Genomic DNA, 18867 nt, shown 5'->3' with positions numbered 1-18867 from the left:
TGTGCCGATCCGGGATCGGCGCAATGCTCGTCGAATTCGACTAGAATTTTCCATGCCAGACGCGGGCTCGCGGACGAGCGGCCGCCGCACGCGCGCCTTCCCCTTGGGAAAGGCCATGTGCTGCAAGGGCTTGGCGACGAGAGCGGGGAGAGGGACCGCATCACCTCCGCAAGCGGTGCTCGCGCCTCGCGCGGTCGCGGCTGTCGCGATTTGGGCCATTGCCGTCCATGCCCGAGCCGTAACGACTGCCGTAGAGGAACCCCGATCTCATCGAGACGAGTGACGAGTCACGGCCCCGCCGCGTCGCATCCGCGTGCGCACCCATCCGGTCGTGGCGCGTCCTCCCGTCGGCACGCTTGGACTCCCGCGCGCGGCTGCGCTTTAATCGCGCTGCACGAACGAACGTTGCGTAAGAATGGGGAAGGCGCGAGATGAAGGCGATCGTCGTCGGAGGCGGCATCGGCGGGCTGACCACGGCCCTGATGCTGAAGGAGCGCGGCCTCGAGGCCGAGATCTACGAGCAGTCCTCCGAGATCCGGGAGCTGGGGGTCGGCATCAACACCCTCCCCCACGCCATCAAGGAGCTCGCGAAGCTCGGGCTGCTGCCGGCACTCGACCGGGTCGCGCTGCGCACCGCCGAGCTGATCTACACCAACCGCTTCGGCCAGGAGATCTGGCGCGAGCCCCGCGGCGTCGAGGCGGGCTTCGACGTGCCGCAGTTCTCGATCCATCGAGGGCGCCTGCAGAGCGTCATCCACGACGCGGTGAAGGCGCGCCTCGGTGCGGGCGCGATCCACACCGGCTGCCGGCTCGGCGCCTGGGCGCAGGACGAGGGCGGCGTCGTCGCCTGGTTCTTCGACCGCGAGGGCCGCCACGTGCGGACGGCACGCGGCGACGTGCTGATCGGCGCCGACGGCATCCATTCCTTCGTGCGCGCGAGCCTGTTCCCGCAGGAGGGGCCGCCCTCCTGGAACGGCATCATGCTCTGGCGCGGGGCGACGGAATGGCCGGCGTTCCTCACCGGCCGCTCGATGATCGTCGCGGGCGGCATGAAGGAGAAGCTCGTCGTCTACCCGATCGCCGAGGGCTACCGCGCCGGCATGGTCCTGATGAACTGGGCCGTCGCCGTGCGGCTCGGCGACGGCACGACGCCCCCGCCGCGGCGCGAGGACTGGTCGCGGCCGGGGCGGCGCGAGGAGCTGATGCCGCACGTCGAACGCTTCCGCATCCGCCACCTCAACGTCCCGGCGCTGATCGAGGCGACGCCGGAGTTCTTCGAGTACCCGATGTGCGACCGCGATCCCCTGCCCCGCTGGACGCACGGGCGCGTCACGCTGCTCGGCGACGCCGCGCACCCGATGTACCCGGTGGGCTCCAACGGCGCGAGCCAGGCGATCCTCGACGCGCGCTGCCTCGCCGACCGGCTCGCCGCCTGCGACCACCCGATGGCGGCTCTGCGGGCCTACGAGGCCGAGCGCCTGCCCAAGACCGCCGAGATCGTACGCGCCAACCGTCGCGGCGGGCCGGAAGGCGTCATCGACGCGGTCGAGGCGCTGGCGCCCGATGGCTTCGAGGACATCGACACCGTGCTGGGGCACGCAGAGCGTGAGGCGATCGTCAAGGGCTACGCCCACAAGGCGGGCTTCGCCGCGGACGCCGCCGCCAAGGCCGCGTGAGCCGCGGCCGCGTGAGCTGAGGGCGCACATCGGCGCGCGCCGGACCGGAGCCTCGGCGGCGCGCACCGGATTTGACAAGCCGCTTGCCTCGGCTAATCTGCTGGGCCGTCGGCAGGGCTGCCGACGGGCGGCAACGAGGCCGCACGACATCGAAGCCGAGAGGGCCTTCTCATGCCTCCCCATGGAGCCATGCGAAGGCCCTTTTTCGTTTTCGGCGCGCAGGCGGGCGGACCTGCACGCGCGCCGGAGCGCCGAGCCCGGCGGTGAGCGCGGAACCCGTTGCCTTACGCTGCGGAAGTCACGCACACTGCCGCCCCGCCGCCGCCGACCGGGCGCGAGACGCGGCGTGGGGCGGCATCGACGGCCGCGGCCGCGAGGGATGGGAGCCCTTCGCGCCGCGCGCACGGGACGAGAAGCCGGGACGGGTGCAAGGACTGAGGTCGATCTTCGGCGACGGCCGCGACGGCAGAACGGCCGCGCCGATCCAGATGGAGGGACAAGAATGCGCAGCTCCAGTCAGACGACTGAGCCGTGGCGGGTCGGCGTCCTGTTCTCGCAGAGCGGCTTCATGGCCGTCATCGAGGAAACGCAGCTTCGCGGCACGCTCACGGCGATCGAGGAGGTCAACGCGGCGGGCGGGATCAACGGGCGGCCGATCGAGCCGGTGATCTACGACCCGGGCTCCGAATCCCGGGCGTTCGGTCGCCTCGCCAAGAAGCTCATGGTGGACGACGGCGTGAGCACGATCTTCGGGTGCTACACGTCGAGCAGCCGGCGCGCGGTCCTGCCGGTGGTGGAGCGCCTCAACGGGCTTTTGTGGTATCCCACGCTCTACGAGGGCTTCGAGTTCTCGCCGAACGTGATCTACACCGGCGCCGCGCCGAACCAGAACAGCGTCGAGCTCTGCCGGCTCCTGATGGAGATGTACGGGAGGCGCTTCTTCTTCATCGGCTCCGACTACGTCTACCCGCGCGAATCGAACCGGATCATGGGCGAGCTCGTGCGCGCGAGCGGCGGCGAGGTCGTGGGCGAGCGGTACCTGCGGCTCAACGCCGAGCGCCGCGAGTTCTCGCCGCTGCTGCGCGAGGTGAAGGAGGCCCAGCCGGACGTGATCTTCTCCACCGTCGTGGGCGAGAGCACGGTCTTCCTCTATCAGACCTACCACGACTTCGGCTTCGACCCGAAGGTGATGCCGATCGCGAGCCTCACCACGACCGAGGCGGAGATCCAGGCCATGGGCCACGACGTCGGCGAGGGCCACGTCACGGCCGCGCCCTACTTCCAGGGTCTCGACGGGGCGCGCAACTCGTCCTTCGTGCAGCTCTACAAGAAGCGCTACGGCGAGGACCAGTCGACCAACATGTGCCTGGAGGCGGCCTACTTCCAGGTGCACCTCTTCGCCAAGACGCTCGAGCAGACGAACTCGCTCGACACCGAGGTGCTGCGCACCTCCGCGCTGGGCGTCGAGCTCGAGGCGCCCCAGGGCAAGATCGCCGTGAACCCCGTGTGCGGCCACACCGACCTGTGGACGCGCATCGGGCGCGCCAACCGGCAGGGCCAGTTCGACATCGTCTACTCGTCCCCGAGCCGCGTGCGCGCCGATCCCTACCTGATCGGCTACGCCCGCAGCCTCGCCTTCGCCTGAGGACCGGGGCGATGCACGATCGCAACCAGCCACCCCCGGCGCGCCGCGCGACGATCACGGCGGACGCGCCGCGCGCACCCTCCCCCGCCGCGCGGACGCAGCCCTCCGCGCGGACCGGCCCCGCCTTTCCCTTCGCCGACGTCAGCATCGCCGTCGTGTGCGAGCGCGACGGGCACGGCGACGATCTCGTGCGCGAGCTCCAGCGGCTGCGCGCCAAGCCGCACCACGTCTGGCCGCCGCCGCCGCAGCTGCCGCTCGGCTTCGACGCGGTGTTCTGCGTGCTGCTCGACGACCTGCCGCGGCGCGTGCCCTGGCTCCCGGGCGAGCCCGAGTCGGCGCTCGTCGTCCTGTTGCCGCGCCATGCGCCCTTCCGGCCCGACCTGATGCGCGACTGCGCGGCGCACGGCGCCCTCGTCCTGCCCGCCGACCCGCTGAGCGTGCAGTGCACGCTGGCGCTAGCCCGCGACCACTTCCGCTACGAGAAGCGCCTGCGCGGGCGCATCGACAAGCTCGACGAGAACCTGCGCAACATGCGCAGCGTCGAGCGCGCCAAGACCATCATCATGCACCGCAACGCAGTGAGCGAGGACGAGGCCTACCAGCTCATGCGGCGCCAGGCGATGTCGCGGCGCGTGTCGATCGGCGCGGTGGCCAACGCGATCGTTGACTCGCAGGAACTGCTCGGCTAGCTTTCTACTCGGAGCCGCCTAAGGGCGCCTCCCCGCCGGCAACGGAGCCGGCTCACATCGCAGGCGTCGCAGCCCAGCCGTAATCCGAGAGATCGGATTCGCTGGGCTTTTTCGTGTCCGCGCGCATCGCAGCGCAGGACCCGCGCCCGCCCCGCGGCAGATCCGCCGCCGACAATACGAGCTTGGCAATGGAGCCCCGTCGCCGTCCACGCACCGCGTGGCCGCACGGGGCTTTTTTCGTGTCCGACCGGAGGGTGACATGACGTTGAAGAGGCGCACGTTTCTGCAAGGGGCCGCCGCCGCGTCGGTGGCCGCGGCCACCGGCTTCCCGCACATCTGGAGCAAGAATTCCGGCCTCGCCCGCGCCCAGGGCGGCGAGATCAAGGTCGGCGTCCTGTTCTCGCTGACGGGGACGACCGGCATCATCGAGGAATCGCTCAACAAGGCGACGCTGCTGGCCATCGAGGAGATCAACGAGGCCGGCGGCATCAACGGCATGCGCCTCGTGCCGATCGTCGAGGATCCCGCATCCGATCCCGCGACCTTCGCCGAGAAGGCGCGCAAGCTCGTGGTGGGGGACGGCTGCGTCTCGGTCTTCGGCTCCTACACCTCGGCGAGCCGCAAGGCGGTGCTGCCGGTCTTCGAGCGGCGCGACAACCTGTATTGGTACCCGACCCTCTACGAGGGCCGCGAGTGCTCGAAGAACGTCATCTACACCGGCGCCGTGCCGAACCAGCAGCAGGACGAGTTCATCCCCTGGCTGTTCGAGAATTTCGGCCCGCGGTTCTACCTCATCGGCTCGAACTACATCTACCCGAAGGAGGAGAACAACTACTGCAAGAAGCTGCTGGCAGAGCTCGGCGGCGAGGTGGTGGACGAGGAATACGTCCCCCTGGGCCATTCCGAGTTCTCCTCCGTCATCAACAAGATCCGCTCGACACAGCCCAACGTGATCTTCTCCACCGTCGTGGGCGACTCGGTCGTCGCCTTCCACCGCCAGTACCGCGCGGCGGGCCTCGACCCCGAGAAGATGCCCATGGCGAGCCTCACGACCTCCGAGAACGAGGTCGCGGCCATGGGCGGCGAGGCGGCGGCGGGGCACTTCACCTCCGCGCCCTACTTCATGGTCCACGACAGCCCCGAGAACCAGCGCTTCGTCGAGGCCTACCAGCGCCGCTGGGGCGGCGACAAGGTCACGCACTTCGTCTCCGAGCCGTCCTACTTCCAGGTCTACCTGTTCAAGCAGGCGGTGGAGAAGCTCGCGGCCAGCGACATCGACCCGCCGACCATCCGCGAGGCGGTGCGCGGCGAGGAGCTGATGGCGCCGCAGGGCCGCATCCGCGTCGACCCGGACAACCTCCACACCTGGCTGTGGCCGAAGATCGCGGTCGCCCGCTCGAACGGCCAGTTCGAGGTGCTGCGCTCCTCGTCCGACTGGCTGCGGCCCGATCCCTACGCCGCCTATCCCGGGCAGGTCTGCACCGTGGACGGCCTCGTCGAGGGCTGACCGGCGCCACCGGCGCATGCCTCGAGGGCGCGGCGCGCCGCCGCCCCTCCCCTTTCGCGAACCCGGCGAGGAGGTCGCCTTGGAATTCTTCCTTCAGCACGTGATGACGGGGCTCAGCATCGGCTCGATCCTGCTCCTCGTCGCGCTGGGGCTGGCGCTCATCTACGGCTCGATGGGCGTCATCAACATGGCGCACGGCGAGTTCCTGATGCTCGGCGCCTACTGCACCTGGGCGCTCAACGCCTTCTTCGGGCTCGGGCTCCTGTCGAGCCTCGTCTTCGTCTTCCTCCTCGTCGGGGCGTTCGGCTGGGCGGTCGAGCGCGGCGTGATCCGCTTCCTGTATCGGCGCCCGCTCGACACGATCCTCGCGACCTGGGGCATCGGCATCATCCTCCAGCAGGTGGTGCGCCTCTCGGCGGGCGGCGAGCTGCGCTACGTCGAGATGCCCGAGGCGCTCACCGCCACGGTCTCGATCCTGGGCGTGACCGTCCCCGGCTACCGGGTGTTCGTCTTCGTCGTCGTCGCGGCGCTGTTCGCGCTCACCTGGGCCCTGATGTTCAAGACCTACTTCGGCCGCCGCCTGCGCGCGGTCGTGCAGGACCGCGACACCGCCACCTGCTTCGGCGTCGACGCCGACCGCGTCTACTCCCTCACCTTCGCCTACGGCGCGGGCCTCGCGGGCCTCGCCGGCGCGCTCGTCGCGCCGCTCAAGAGCGTCTCGCCGGAGATGGGCACGGCCTACGTGGTCGACGCCTTCTTCGTCGTCGTGCTCGGCGGGGTGCAGAGCCTGTTCGGCACGGTGGTGAGTGCGGGCCTCCTCGGCCAGATGACCGGCTCGCTCGCCTGGGTGACGAACGACACCGTCGCCAAGGCCCTCGTTTTGGTGGCGATCATCGTGATCATCCGCTTCCGGCCTCAGGGCCTGTTCGTCGCCAAGGTGCGGAGCTGAGCCATGACGAAGCGCGACACCTCCCGCCACGCCACGCCCCACCTCCGCGACGGCCGCCTCCAGATCGCCGCCTACGCCGCGATCTGCGTCGTGATCTTCCTCGTCCCCCTCGTCGTCGACAACGACTTCCTGCTCAACCGCTACGCCAGATACCTCGTGCTCGGCATGGTGGCGATGTCGCTCGCCCTCGCCTGGGGCTACGCCGGCATCCTCAACCTGGGCCACGCGCTGAGCTTCGGCATCGGCTCCTACTGCATGGCGATGACGCTGAAGCTGCGGACGGTGCCCACGCACACGGGCTCGGACGGCCTGCCGGACTTCATGGTCTGGAACAACGTCGAGACCCTGCCCTGGCTGTGGGTGCCCTTCCACTCCACCGCCTTCGCCATCGCGGCGGGGCTCATCGCCCCCGCCCTCGTCGCCGCGGTGCTCGGCTGGTTCATGTTCCGCGGGCGCGTCACGGGCGTGTTCGTCGCGATCATAACGCTGGCGAGCCTCGTCGTGGCGAACCTGCTCGTCGTCGACATGCAGGCCTTTACCGGCGGCTTCAACGGCATCACCGACCTCGCGCAGCTGAGCCTCTTCGGCATCACCTTCGACGCCTACTCGAAGTCCACCTACTACCTCGTCGCCGGCTGCCTGACGCTGTCGCTCTTCGCCTGCCTCGCGGTGACGCGGTCCAAGGCCGGGCTGATCCTGCAGGCGATCCGCGACGACGAGCGGCGGGTGCGGTTCTTCGGCTACGACGTCGCCTCCTTCAAGGTCATGGCGATGGCGGTCTCCGCGGCCGTCGCGGGGCTGGCGGGCATGCTCTACACGGTGGTGATGGAGTTCGCCTCGCCGACCTTCCTCGGCGTGCCGCTCTCGCTCTCCATCGTCATCTGGTGCGCCGTCGGAGGCCGGCAGAGCCTCGTGGGCGCCATGCTCGGCGCCATCGTGATCGCGGCGATGCAGGGCGCGCTGTCGGAGAGCGAGGCCTTCCTCGAGACCTGGACGCTGGTGATGGGCGTCGTCTTCGTCGCCGTCGTGCTCTTCCTGCCCAAGGGGCTCGCGGGCCTCGTCGAGATGGGCCGCGCGCGCCTCGCCGCCCCCCGCGCCCGGCCGGCGGAGCCGATCGCGCCGGTGGCCGCACCCGGAACGGGAGAGCGCTCATGACCCCGCATCTCGCGCTGACGGACGTCTGCGTCAGCTTCAACGGCTTCAAGGCGGTCAACGGCCTGCGGCTCTCGGTCGGCAAGGGGGAGCTGCGCTGCCTCATCGGGCCCAACGGCGCCGGCAAGACGACCGCGCTCGACCTGATCTGCGGCAAGACCCGGGCCGATTCCGGCTCGATCACGCTGGACGGGCGCGAGCTCTCCCGGCTCGAGGAGCACGAGATCGCCCGCGCCGGGGTGGGCCGCAAGTTCCAGGTGCCGAGCGTCTTCCGCCAGCTCACGGTGCGCGACAACCTGGAGGTCGCGATGTGCCGGGAGACCGGCGTGCTGGCGACGCTCCTGCGCCGGGCGCGCACGCCCGCCGGGGACGGGCTCGAGGCGCTCGCCGAGTTCGTCGGCCTCGCCGACGCGCTCGACGAGCCCGCGGCCAACCTCTCCCACGGGCAGACCCAATGGCTCGAGATCGCGCTCCTGCTCGCGCAGGACAGCGAGCTGATCCTGCTCGACGAGCCGACCGCGGGCATGACCCACCAGGAGACGGCGAAGACCGCCGACATATGCCGGCGCCTCAAGGGCAAGCACACGATCGTCGTCGTGGAGCACGACATGGGCTTCGTGCGCGAGATCGGGGACGTGATCTCCGTGATGCACCAGGGCGCGCTGCTCGCGGAAGGCTCGGTGGCGGACATCTCCGCCGATGCGCGGGTCCGCGAGGTCTACCTCGGAACGATGGGGATCGCCGGTGCTTGAGATCGACCGCCTCGACGGCTTCTACGGAAACGCCCAGGCCCTGCACGGGGTCTCGCTCTCGGTCGCGGGCGGCGGCTTCCTCTCGGTGCTCGGCCGCAACGGCGTGGGCAAGACCACGCTGATGCGCGCCATACTCGGCCTGCTCGACCGCACCGTCGGCGCGATCCGCCTCGACGGGCGCGAGCTCGCCGGGCTCAAGACCCACGAGCGCGCCCGCGCCGGCATCGGCTACGTGCCACAGGGGCGCGGAATCCTGCCCCGCTTCACGGTGGAGGAGAACCTCGCGCTCGGCGGCTTCGCCCGAACCAGCGGGCGCGGCGCCGAGCTGCAGGCGCTCGTCTACGACATGTTCCCGGTTCTCAAGGACTTCCGCGGCCGCGCCGGGGGCAATCTCTCGGGCGGCCAGCAGCAGCAGCTCGCCATCGGGCGCGCGCTGCTCACCGACCCGCGCATCATCCTGCTCGACGAGCCGGCCGAGGGCATCCAGCCCAACATCGTCGCGCAGATCGAGGAGGCCATCGTCTCCCTCAATCGCAAGCTCGGCATCACGATCGTGCTCGTGGAGCAGGACATCGCCTTCGCCCGGCGCGCCTCCTCCTCCTTCGCCATCCTGGAGAAGGGGCACGTCGTCGCCGCCGGGGCCGTCGCCGACCTGACGGACGACCTGGTGCACCGGCACATGGCGGTCTGACCGCCGCGGCCGCGGGCCGCGCCGGACAACGCACGTTCCCAAACGGAGGAAAGACCCATGCTTCACGGCGATATTTCCAGCAGCAACGACACCGTCGGCGTCGCGGTCGTCAACTACAAGATGCCGCGCCTGCACACCCGCGAGGAGGTGCTCGAGAACGCCCGCAAGATCGCCAAGATGATCGAGGGCATGAAGGTCGGCCTGCCGGGGATGGATCTCGTGATCTTCCCCGAGTACTCGACCCACGGCATCATGTACGACCAGAAGGAGATGTACGAGACCGCCTCCGCCTGCCCGGGCGAGGAGACGGCGATCTTCGCCGAAGCGTGCCGCAAGGCCAAGGTCTGGGGCGTGTTCTCGCTCACCGGCGAGCAGCACGAGGAGCACCCCAACAAGGCGCCCTACAACACCCTCATCCTGATGAACGACCAGGGCGAGATCGTGCAGAAGTACCGCAAGATCATGCCCTGGGTCCCGATCGAGGGCTGGTATCCCGGCAACTGCACCTACGTCTCCGAGGGGCCGAAGGGCCTCAAGGTCAGCCTCATCATCTGCGACGACGGCAACTACCCGGAGATCTGGCGCGACTGCGCCATGAAGGGCGCCGAGCTGATCGTGCGTTGCCAGGGTTACATGTACCCGGCCAAGGAGCAGCAGGTGATCATGTCGAAGGCGATGGCCTTCGCCAACAACGTCTACGTGGCGGTCGCCAACGCCGCCGGCTTCGACGGGGTGTACTCCTACTTCGGCCACTCGGCGCTCATCGGCTTCGACGGCCGCACGCTCGGCGAGTGCGGCGAGGAGGATTACGGAATCCAGTACGCCGCCCTCTCGAAGTCGCTGATCCGTGACGCACGGCGCAACATGCAGTCGCAGAACCACCTCTACAAGCTCGTGCACCGCGGATACACCGGCATGATCAACTCCGGCGAGAGCGACAAGGGCGTGGCCGCCTGCCCCTACGACTTCTACCAGAAGTGGATCTCCGATCCGGAGGGGACCCGCGAGATGGTCGAGGCCCTCACCCGCTCCACCGCCGGCACCGACGAATGCCCGATCGAGGGCATCCCCAACGAGCGCTCCGCCCACCGCTGAGCATCCGCCGATGCTCTGAACCCCGAGCACGAGCGCTCGCGCGGGCCGGCCCGGCCGCACCCGGGACGGCCCGCACCCCCTTTCGCGGGCGTCCGCCCGCCGTCCCGACCAGGGAAAACGCGATGCCCCTCTCCGACTACCGCATCGACGCCGAGCCGTACTACGCGCCGCAGGGCGACGAGATCGACCTGTTCGCCGCCGCCCACGCGCTGCGCCAGCCGGTGATGATCAAGGGCCCGACCGGCTGCGGCAAGACGCGCTTCGTCGAGCACATGGCTTGGCGCCTCGGGCGCCCGCTCGTCACGGTGGCCTGCCACGAGGACATGACCGCCTCCGACCTCGTCGGACGCTTCCTCCTCGACGCGGAGGGCACCCGCTGGCACGACGGCCCGCTGACGCTCGCCGTGCGCCACGGCGCGATCTGCTATCTCGACGAGATCGTCGAGGCGCGCCAGGACACGACCGTGGTGATCCATCCGCTCACGGACGATCGCCGCGTGCTGCCGCTCGAGAAGAAGAACGAGCTCGTGCGCGCCCACCCCGACTTCCAGCTCGTGATCTCCTACAATCCGGGCTACCAGAGCGTGCTCAAGGACCTGAAGGAATCGACCAAGCAGCGCTTCGTCGCCCTCGATTTCGGCTATCCCGACGCGCGGCGCGAGGCGGGGATCGTCGCCCGGGAGGCCGGCATCGAGCTCGACGCCGCCGAACTCCTCGTGCGCGTCGCCCAGCGCAGCCGCAACCTCAAGGGCCACGGCCTGGACGAGGGCGCGTCGACGCGCATGCTGATCCAGGCCGGGCGCCTGATGGGGCGCGGCGTCGCGGCCGCGGTGGCGGCGCAGATCGCGATCACGCTGCCGCTCACCGACGAGCCGGACCTGCGCCGCACCCTCGCCGAGGCGATCGACGCGTGCCTTTAGCATCCGGCCAGGACGAGGCGGCGGCGGATCCGCGGTCGCGGGTGGAGACGCTGGCGACGCGCCTGCGCGCGCAAGCGGGCGCCGACGCCGAAGCCGCCTGGCGCGGGGGGCTGGCGACGCTCGTCGCGCGCACCGGCGGGTCCTCCCTCGTCGCCACGAGCCTCGTCGACGCCGCGCAGGCCTGCCTCGACGCGGGCCGCGCAGATGCGGCGGTCGCGCTCGCCGCGCACGTGCCCGGCCTCCTCGACCGCGCCGGCCGACGAGCGGCGGTGGCCGCGCTCGGGGAGATCCCCCGGCTCCTCCCCCGCCTGGCGGCGCCGGGGGACGTCGCCCGCGTCCTCGGGACGCTCGAACGGCTCGCCAAGCGCGCACCCGCCGCCGTCGAGCCGCTCGTGCGCACGAGCCCGCTCCTCCTCGCCCGGCTCGATGCGGAGGCCTACGACGCTTTCGTCGAGACCGGCGTCGCGCACGCGGGCGGCGATGGGCGGCGGCTCCTCGCCTTCGTCGATCTCGCCTCACGGGAGGGGCGCGCCGCGCTCGAGGCGGAGGCCGGCGAGCGGCCGCTCGCCGAACGCGCGCCGGGCCTCTCGCGCTTCGTCGCCGCGCTCTTCGACATCCACCCGCTCGTGCGACCCGCGAGCGTCGAAGGCGACCCACGGGCGGCGCGGCGCACGCGCTTCGACGGACGTCTCGTCCTCCTGCCGGAGAGCTTCCGCGGCTATCGCGGTTCGGCCGCCGAGCGGCTCGAGCGCGCGGCGCTCGCCCATGTCGGCGCGCACCTCACCTACGGGCGCGGGCGTCTCGACCCCGGCACGCTCAAGCCCGTCCAGATCGCCATCGTCTCGCTGATGGAGGACGCGCGGGTGGAGCGGCTCGCGATGGCGGCGCTGCCGGGCCTCGCGCGGCTGTGGCTGCCTTTCCACGACGCCCGCGCCGAGGGCGCGCAGACCGCCGAGAGCCAGCTCGCACGCCTCTCGCGCGCGCTCGTCGATCCGGATTACCGCGACGACGGACCCTGGGTCGCGAAGGGCCGCACGCTCTTCGAGGCGGCGCTCGCGGACCCCGATCCCGCAGCGCTCCGCCGGCTGGCGGGGCTGCTCGGCAACGATCTGGGGCAGATGCGGGTGCGCTTCGACGCCAAGGCCTACGTGCCCCAGCCGGTCTACCGCGACGACAATTCCGGCCTGTGGCTCTTCGAGCCCGACGCACCGCCCCCCGCCGACGCGCCGGAGATCGCGGCGCAGGGCGTGCGCATCGAGACCACCGAGACGCCGCCGACGCCCCCCGATCGCGAGCGCCGCGAGCGCGGCGCCGACGCGCCTCCCGCACCGGCCCGCCCGCGCGACGCCGGCGAGGAAAGCCGGCCCGTCCTGCGGCTGCCGGAGTGGGACTACCACGCCGCGCGCCTGCGGCCGGACTGGGTGAGCGTCCTCGACGAGCGCCCGCGCACCGCCCCCGCGCATCTCGTCGATCGCTGGATCGAGGCGCGGCCCGCGACGCTCCTGCGGACCGAGGCGCTCGTGCGGCAGGCGCGGGTCGGCCGGCCGAAGCGGCTGCGCCGGCAGGCGGAGGGCGAGCGGCTCGACCTCGACGCCGCCATCGGCGCGGTGCTCGACCAGCGGCTCGGCCTCGCGCCCGACCCGCGGGTGTTCGAGACCGTGCGCATCGCCGAGCGCGACATCGCCCTCGTCCTGCTGCTCGACGTCTCGGAATCGACCAAGGACACGATCGGCGGCACGACGACCTCCGTCTTCTCCGTGGTGCGCGACGCCACCGCCGTGCTCGCGCGGGTGCTCGATGCGCTCGGCGATCCGTTCGCCGTGCACGCCTTCGCCTCGAACGGGCGGGAGAACGTGCACTACACGCGCGTCAAGGACTTCCACGAGCCTTTCGAGGCCCCCGCGAAGAGCCGGCTCGCCGGCCTGCGCCCCGGCTATTCCACGCGCATGGGCGCGGCGCTGCGCATGGCGACGCGCGCGCTCGCCGGCTTACGCGCCCACCGCCGCCTCGTCCTGCTCGTCACCGACGGCGAGCCGTCCGACGTCGACTGCCCCGACCCGCGCCACCTGGTCGAGGACGCCCGCAAGGCGGTGCAGGAGGCCGCCGCACTCGGCGTCGACGCCTTCTGCGTGGCGGTTGCGCCGCGCGACGAGGCCGCCCTCGCCACCGTGTTCGGCCGCGCCAACGTCGCCCACCTGCCCCGCGTCGAGGCCCTGCCGGACCGCCTGCCGCAGGTCTATTGCCGGCTCGTGCGGTGAGGCGTCACGCCGCCTCGTCGAGCGACCAGCGCGTCTCGCCCTCCGAGAACAGCGGCACGAGCTCGCCGTGCTCGGGCACCTCGAGGGCGCGCATCACCGGGCGGGCGCGCTCGACGTAGGTGACGCGCCGCTCGCAGGGCGCGCGGCCGTAGAAGGCGGGGCCGTTGAGCGAGGCGAAGGCCTCGAAGCGGTCGAGCGCGTCCTCCTCGGCGAAGACGCCGAGATAGGCCTCGATGGCCACGGGCGCCGAGAACACGCCGGCGCAGCCGCAGGCGCTCTCCTTGTCGTGGCGCAGGTGCGGCGCGGTGTCGGTGCCCAGGAAGAACTGCCGCTCGCCGCTCGTCGCCGCCTGACGCAGGGCGAGGCGATGCTCCTCGCGCTTGAGGATCGGGAGGCAGAACATGTGCGGGCGCAAGCCGCCCGCGAAGAGGGCGTTGCGGTTGTAGATCAGGTGCTGGGGCGTGATGGTCGCGCCCATGCGTTCGGGATGGGCGCGCACGAAGGCCACCGCCTCGCGGGTCGTCACGTGCTCCATGACGACGCGCAGCCGCGGGAAGCGCGCGAGCGTCGGCGCGAGCACGTCGTCGAGGAAGCGGTGCTCGCGGTCGAACATGTCGACGTGCGGCCCCACCACCTCGCCGTGGGTGAGCAGCGGGATGCCCGCCTCCTCCATCGCCGCGAGCACGCGGTCGAGCTTGCGGATGTCGCTGACGCCGTGGGCGGAGTTGGTGGTGGCGTTCGCCGGGTAGAGCTTGGCCGCGGTGAACACGCCCTCGGCGTGGCCGCGCACCAGGTCCGACGGGTCGGTGTCGTCGGTGAGGTAGCAGGTCATCAGGGGGGTGAAGTCGCAACCCTCGGGGACGGCGGCGCGGATACGCTCACGGTAGGCCGCGGCCATGGCCGCGCTCGTCACCGGCGGCGAGAGGTTGGGCATCACGATCGCGGCGTGGACGGCGCGCGCCGTATAGGGCACGACGGTACGCAGCATGGCGCCGTCGCGGAAATGGACGTGCATGTCGGCCGGCTGGCGGATGGTGATCGTGCGCATGCGTCCCTCCACTGTCTCCCACGCTCGGCGCGGGAGACGGGACGTACGCGCTCGGCGCCCCGCCCGCAATTCGGAAAAGCCGCCGGATGGGCCGCGGCTCGTCGTTCGGGGCACGGCTCACCCGCGGCTTGCCCCCGCGCCCGGCTGCCGCCAGGATCGCGCCGAAACGAGAGATGGAGACGCCCCGATTCCGAGCACCGATGCCCGCCCCGACCCGCGCGCCGTCACTCCCGATCCGGCGCCCGGTCCCGCGCCTGAAACCGAGCCGAGCCAGCGCATCCGCCTCTCGGACGTCGGCGCGCGCCTGCGCGCCTTCCGCATGGGCCGCGGGCTCACCCCCGAGGACGTCGCGGCGCGCATCGGCATCTCGCGCGCGGCGCTCTACCGGGCGGAGCAGGGCCAGATCCCCAAGATCGAGACGCTGGCGGGCATCGCCGACGTGCTCGACACCTCGCTCGCGAGCCTGCTCGGGGCCGGCATCGAATACGTGCCCACCGCCGTGGCCTTCTTCGAGCGCATGCGCCAGCTCGAGGAGGCCTCCCACGAGGTGGTCGGCCTGTTCGGGCCGGTCTCCTACCTGCTGACGTCGGACGCCTACGACGCCATGCTCGCCGAGGTGCTGCGCGAGGGGCCGAGAGCAGGCGACAAGGACGGCGCGGCGCTGGAGACGCTGCTCACCGTCCTGCGCGAGCGCAAGTCGTGGTTCCGCGCGGCCAAGCCCGCCATCGTCAGCCTGATCTCGTCCTCCGACATCGAGCGCTTCCTCGCGCACGGGGCGGTGGGACGCTACGACCTCGACGAGGCGACGATCCTGCGCCGCCGTCGCGAGGCCCGGCGGGAGGTCGAGCACATCGCCGCCCTGGTCGCCGACCCGCCGGCCAACGTCGAGATCGGAATCGTGCTCGAGCCGACCCCGGCGACGACCTTCCAGATCTTCCGCCAGGCCGACCGCTCGGTGCTGGCCATCTCGCCGTTCCGGCTCGGCGAGCAGCCCAACGTGAGCCTCGGCGTGGCGCTGATCACGTCCGCACCCGAGCCGATGGCGCTGCACGAGGAGATCGCGGCGCGCCTGCGTGCCAGCGCCCTTCAGGGCGAGGCGGCGCTCGCGCACCTGCGGGCGCTCGTCGCGCGCCACGGGGTCCAGCCTGCCTAGCAGAATGGCACGGCTGCCCATCGTCGCGTCTCATTTTTGAGACTTTTCTGTTGACAGCGGGGCGCCGACGCTCTTCCCTAGGTCCTTCCGGAGCGGAAGAAGCAAGGGAACACCCGCGATGATCTCAAGGCGCACACTCGTCCTCTCGGCCGGCCTCGCCGCCGCGCTCGTGGCCGTGCCGGCCTCGGCCCAGGAATTCACCGCCCGGATCGGGCATCTCGAGTCGCCCCAGCAGGCCCGCCACCAGGGCCTGGAGATGGTCGCGGAGCTCGTCCGGGAGCGCACCGACGGCGCGGTCGTCTTCGAGCTCTTCCCCGCCGGCCAGCTCGGCCAGGCGCGCGAGATGAACGAGGGCGTCCAGCTCGGCGTGATCGAGGGCACCGTCTCCCCCGCCGCCTTCCTCGCGGGCTTCAACCCCGCGGTCTCCATCCTCGACGTGCCCTTCGTCTACCCGGCGGACCGCGAGCAGGCGAACGCGCTGCGCACCGGCGCCTTCGGCCAGGCGGTGCTCGACAGCTTCGAGCCGCGCGGCTTCGAGGCGATCGCGATCTGGCCGAACGGCCGCAAGAGCTTCACCTCGAACAAGCCGCTCGAGAGCGTCGACGCCTTCGAGGGCCAGCGCTTTCGCGTGATGGATTCGCCGGTGCTCATCGAGCAGTTCAACGCGGTCGGCGCCTCCGCCGTCGCCCTGCCCTTCGGCGAACTCTACACCGCCCTGCAGACGGGCGTCGTCGACGGGCAGGAGAACGCCCTCGATACGATCGCCACGATGAAGTACAACGAGGTCCAGGCGAACCTCCTCGTCTCCGGCCACGGCGCCAACGAGGACGTCGTCCTGTTCAATCCCGGCTGGTGGGCCTCGCTGCCGCAGGAGTACCGCGACGTCATCGTCGCCGCGTTCGACGAGGTCCGCCCGCAGGTCGAGGAGATCAAGGAGGCCTCGCAGGAGGCCGCCCTCCAGCGCCTCACGGAAGCCGGCATGAACGTGCGTGAGCTCGGCGACGAGGAGCGCGCCGCGCTTCGCGAGAACATGTACCCCCGCGCCCGCGACGCCTATCTCGGGCTGGCAGGCGATGCGGGCCAGACGATCGTCGAGACCTACGAGCAGCAGTACGCGGACGTCACCGGCGAGTGATCGTCCGGGGGTGTGCGACGTCCTCCTCTCTTTCTTCTGGCGCAGGCAGCGGCAGCAAGACGTCTACGAGCGCGGATGCAGAGCGCGACGTTCTCCCCTCCCCCTCGTGGGGAGGGGCCGGGGGTGGGGGGCGTGCAGAATGATCTCGCCGCGGATGCGGGGCGACCACGGTCGCGACAGCAACGGCGAGGTCTCACCCGGCACCACGACCCCCATCCGGGCCCTTCGGGGGCACCTTCCCCACAAGGGGGAAGGAAGGCCTGCGTCACCGTCAGTCTTTGAGTGCGCACCTGAAGTCTGCACCTGCTAAGTGCCTGAATTGACCGGCGCTCGTGGAGAGGGGCGCATTTAAGTGGGAGCCTCCCCCGCGAGGCCCCGAGCCGGAGACCGAGAACCGTGATCGCGTTCCTGCGGGCGATCGCGACGGTGGAGCGGGTGCTCCTCGCGTCGCTGATGATCGCCATGACGCTCCTCTACAGCGGCGCCGTCCTCGTGCGCGAGGTCTCGGACGAGCTCTATCGCGAGCTCGCCTGGGTGGACGAGGCCACGCGCTGGCTGATGGTGTGGATGGTCTTCCTCGGGCTCGGCCTCGCGCTCGAGCAGGGCAAGCACGTGGCGATGACCTCGCTGCTCGCGACCTTCTCGCAGCGCACGCGGCGCATGGTGCGCCGGGCGATCGACCTCGTCGGTCTCCTCTTCTCCCTCGCCATCGTCTGGTTCGGCTGGGACATCACCCGCCTCGTGCTCGGCACCGGCCAGGTGAGCCCGACGCTGGGGCTGACGACCGCGATCCTCTACCTCGCCCTTCCCGTCGGCTTCTCGCTCCTGGCGCTGCGCTACCTCGCAGGCCTTCTCGGCATCCAGGAGCGCGCCCTCGAGCACGAGCATCCGGAGCGCCCGTCATGATCGTCGCCGCGCTCTTCGCCTTCGCGATCCTCCTTCTCGTGCTGGGCTTCGAGATGCTGCTCGTGCTCGGGCTGCCGGGGCTGATGATCAAGGAGGTCTGGTTCGACCGCCTGCCGGACATCGTCATCGGCCAGAAGATCGTCGGGGGCATCAATCATTCGACGCTGCTCGCGATCCCCTTCTTCATCTTCGCCGCTGAGCTGATGGCGAGCGGGCGCATCGCGCGCGACCTGACGACGCTGGTGAAGGCCTTCCTCGGCCACCGCGCGGGCGGCATCGGCCACACCACGATCGGCGCCTGCGCCGCCTTCGGCGCGGTGTCCGGCTCCGCGCCTGCCACCGTCGCGGCGCTCGGGCGGATCATGTACCCGGAGCTGGTCAAGTCCGGCTACAAGGACCGCTTCGCGCTCGGCCTGATCGTCTCCTCGGCGGAGACGGCGCTCCTCATCCCGCCCTCGATCACCTTGATCATCTACGGCTGGCTCACGGGCACCTCGATCACGGGGCTGTTCGCCGGCGGGCTCGTCATCGGCCTCGTGCTCGCCTTCGCCTTCGCGCTCTACGTGATGTGGGACAGCTACCGGATGGGCCGCCAGGCGACGGCGGCGCCGTCGCTGCGCGAGCGCATGCGCGCCACCGGCGCCGCCGGGTGGGCGCTGGGGCTTCCCGTCATCATCCTGGGGGGCATCTACGGCGGCATCTTCACGCCCACCGAGGCCGCCGCGGTCAGCGTCGTCTACGCGGTCTTCGTCGAGGCCGTGGTCTATCGCGAGCTGACCTTCGCCGGCCTCTTCGGGGTCGCCGGCCGGGCTGCGGTGACGAACACGGTGATCTTCATCCTGCTCGGGATGGGGAGCCTCGTCTCCTACTTCATCACGCTCGCCCAGCTGCCGGGGCTCGTGATCGACTTCATGCAGACGATCGAGGCGAACTGGATCGTCTTCCTGATGATCGTCAACGTGCTGTTCCTGGTCGCCGGCATGTTCATCGATCCGAACTCGGCGCTGCTCGTGCTCGTGCCGGCGCTCTATCCCGTGGCGATGACCTTCGGCATCGATCCCGTCCATTTCGGGCTGATCGTGTGCCTGAACATCTGCATCGGGATGATCACGCCGCCCTTCGGGCTCGACATCTTCGTCGCGTCCTCCACGCTCGGCAAGCCGGTGGCGACCATCATCGCGGGCGTCTGGCCCTTCGTGCTGATCAACCTCGCCGTCCTCGTGGTGGTCACCTACGTGCCGCAGCTCTCGACCTTCTTCCCCAAGCTGATCCTCGGCTGAGGAGCACGCGT

Annotated in this window: 16 protein-coding genes; 15 read left to right on the top strand and 1 reads right to left on the bottom strand. The window is 70.8% G+C overall.

All coding sequences use genetic code 11. From position 1 onward, the window contains the following. The first annotated feature begins 431 nt into the window (after nucleotides 1-431). The 11 genes from ACTZWW_RS02710 (at nucleotide 432) to ACTZWW_RS02660 (ending at nucleotide 13334) form a co-directional block, all read left to right on the top strand. The gene (locus tag ACTZWW_RS02710; protein ID WP_444779390.1) at nucleotides 432-1676 is read left to right on the top strand and encodes a flavin-dependent oxidoreductase; all 1245 of its coding nucleotides are present in this window, start codon (nucleotides 432-434) and stop codon (nucleotides 1674-1676) included. Nucleotides 1677-2178: 502 nt separating this feature from the next. After that, entirely contained in the window at nucleotides 2179-3321 is a 1143-nt protein-coding gene (locus tag ACTZWW_RS02705; protein WP_444779389.1) for a transporter substrate-binding domain-containing protein, read from the top strand. Nucleotides 3322-3332: 11 nt separating this feature from the next. Beyond that, a complete protein-coding gene (locus ACTZWW_RS02700; protein ID WP_444779388.1) occupies nucleotides 3333-4010 on the top strand; it encodes an ANTAR domain-containing response regulator in 678 nt (225 codons plus the stop codon). A 259-nt stretch (nucleotides 4011-4269) separates the two neighbouring features. Next, a complete protein-coding gene (locus ACTZWW_RS02695; RefSeq protein ID WP_444779387.1) occupies nucleotides 4270-5517 on the top strand; it encodes a transporter substrate-binding domain-containing protein in 1248 nt (415 codons plus the stop codon). 79 nt (nucleotides 5518-5596) lie between these two features. After that, nucleotides 5597-6466, top strand: a complete 870-nt coding sequence (urtB, locus tag ACTZWW_RS02690) for an urea ABC transporter permease subunit UrtB (RefSeq protein WP_444779386.1) — start codon at nucleotides 5597-5599, stop codon at nucleotides 6464-6466. A gap of 3 nt (nucleotides 6467-6469) precedes the next feature. Continuing rightward, nucleotides 6470-7621 (top strand): urea ABC transporter permease subunit UrtC, encoded by a 1152-nt coding sequence (urtC, locus tag ACTZWW_RS02685; protein ID WP_444779385.1) that lies wholly within the window; start codon nucleotides 6470-6472, stop codon nucleotides 7619-7621. Then, nucleotides 7618-8370 carry an urea ABC transporter ATP-binding protein UrtD gene (urtD, locus tag ACTZWW_RS02680; RefSeq protein WP_444779384.1) on the top strand — a complete coding sequence of 251 codons (753 nt, stop codon included), beginning with the start codon at nucleotides 7618-7620 and terminating at the stop codon, nucleotides 8368-8370. Before urtC ends, urtD begins: the two co-directional genes overlap by 4 nt. After that, nucleotides 8363-9061 carry an urea ABC transporter ATP-binding subunit UrtE gene (gene urtE / locus ACTZWW_RS02675; protein WP_444779383.1) on the top strand — a complete coding sequence of 233 codons (699 nt, stop codon included), beginning with the start codon at nucleotides 8363-8365 and terminating at the stop codon, nucleotides 9059-9061. Before urtD ends, urtE begins: the two co-directional genes overlap by 8 nt. A gap of 57 nt (nucleotides 9062-9118) precedes the next feature. Next, on the top strand, nucleotides 9119-10156 hold the full coding sequence (locus ACTZWW_RS02670; protein WP_444779382.1) for an aliphatic amidase: 1038 nt from the start codon (nucleotides 9119-9121) through the stop codon (nucleotides 10154-10156). Between the two features lie 122 nt (nucleotides 10157-10278). Continuing rightward, entirely contained in the window at nucleotides 10279-11076 is a 798-nt protein-coding gene (locus ACTZWW_RS02665) for a CbbQ/NirQ/NorQ/GpvN family protein (protein WP_444779381.1), read from the top strand. Beyond that, nucleotides 11067-13334 (top strand): nitric oxide reductase activation protein NorD, encoded by a 2268-nt coding sequence (locus ACTZWW_RS02660; RefSeq protein WP_444779380.1) that lies wholly within the window; start codon nucleotides 11067-11069, stop codon nucleotides 13332-13334. The genes ACTZWW_RS02665 and ACTZWW_RS02660 overlap by 10 nt, the downstream gene beginning before the upstream one ends. A 4-nt stretch (nucleotides 13335-13338) precedes the next feature. Here the strand turns inward: ACTZWW_RS02660 and pyrC are convergent, their stop codons facing one another. Continuing rightward, nucleotides 13339-14382, bottom strand: coding sequence for a dihydroorotase (gene pyrC, locus ACTZWW_RS02655; RefSeq protein ID WP_444779379.1), 1044 nt, complete (start codon nucleotides 14380-14382; stop codon nucleotides 13339-13341). A 277-nt stretch (nucleotides 14383-14659) separates the two neighbouring features. Here pyrC and ACTZWW_RS02650 point away from each other — a divergent pair, with 277 nt between their 5' ends. From ACTZWW_RS02650 to ACTZWW_RS02635, 4 genes are all read left to right on the top strand, one after another. Beyond that, nucleotides 14660-15535, top strand: a complete 876-nt coding sequence (locus tag ACTZWW_RS02650; protein ID WP_444779408.1) for a helix-turn-helix domain-containing protein — start codon at nucleotides 14660-14662, stop codon at nucleotides 15533-15535. 118 nt (nucleotides 15536-15653) lie between these two features. Then, nucleotides 15654-16670, top strand: a complete 1017-nt coding sequence (locus tag ACTZWW_RS02645) for a TRAP transporter substrate-binding protein (RefSeq protein ID WP_444779378.1) — start codon at nucleotides 15654-15656, stop codon at nucleotides 16668-16670. A 396-nt stretch (nucleotides 16671-17066) separates the two neighbouring features. Continuing rightward, entirely contained in the window at nucleotides 17067-17576 is a 510-nt protein-coding gene (locus ACTZWW_RS02640; RefSeq protein ID WP_444779377.1) for a TRAP transporter small permease, read from the top strand. Then, complete coding sequence (locus tag ACTZWW_RS02635; protein ID WP_444779376.1) at nucleotides 17573-18856, top strand: TRAP transporter large permease; 1284 nt, start codon at nucleotides 17573-17575, stop codon at nucleotides 18854-18856. Before ACTZWW_RS02640 ends, ACTZWW_RS02635 begins: the two co-directional genes overlap by 4 nt. The last annotated feature ends 11 nt before the right edge of the window (nucleotides 18857-18867 follow it).

The organism is Salinarimonas sp. NSM, from assembly GCF_052380005.1.
Lineage (GTDB): Bacteria > Pseudomonadota > Alphaproteobacteria > Rhizobiales > Beijerinckiaceae > Salinarimonas.
The sequence above is the reverse complement of the archived record's forward strand: the minus strand, read 5'-3'. Positions and strand labels throughout refer to the sequence as shown.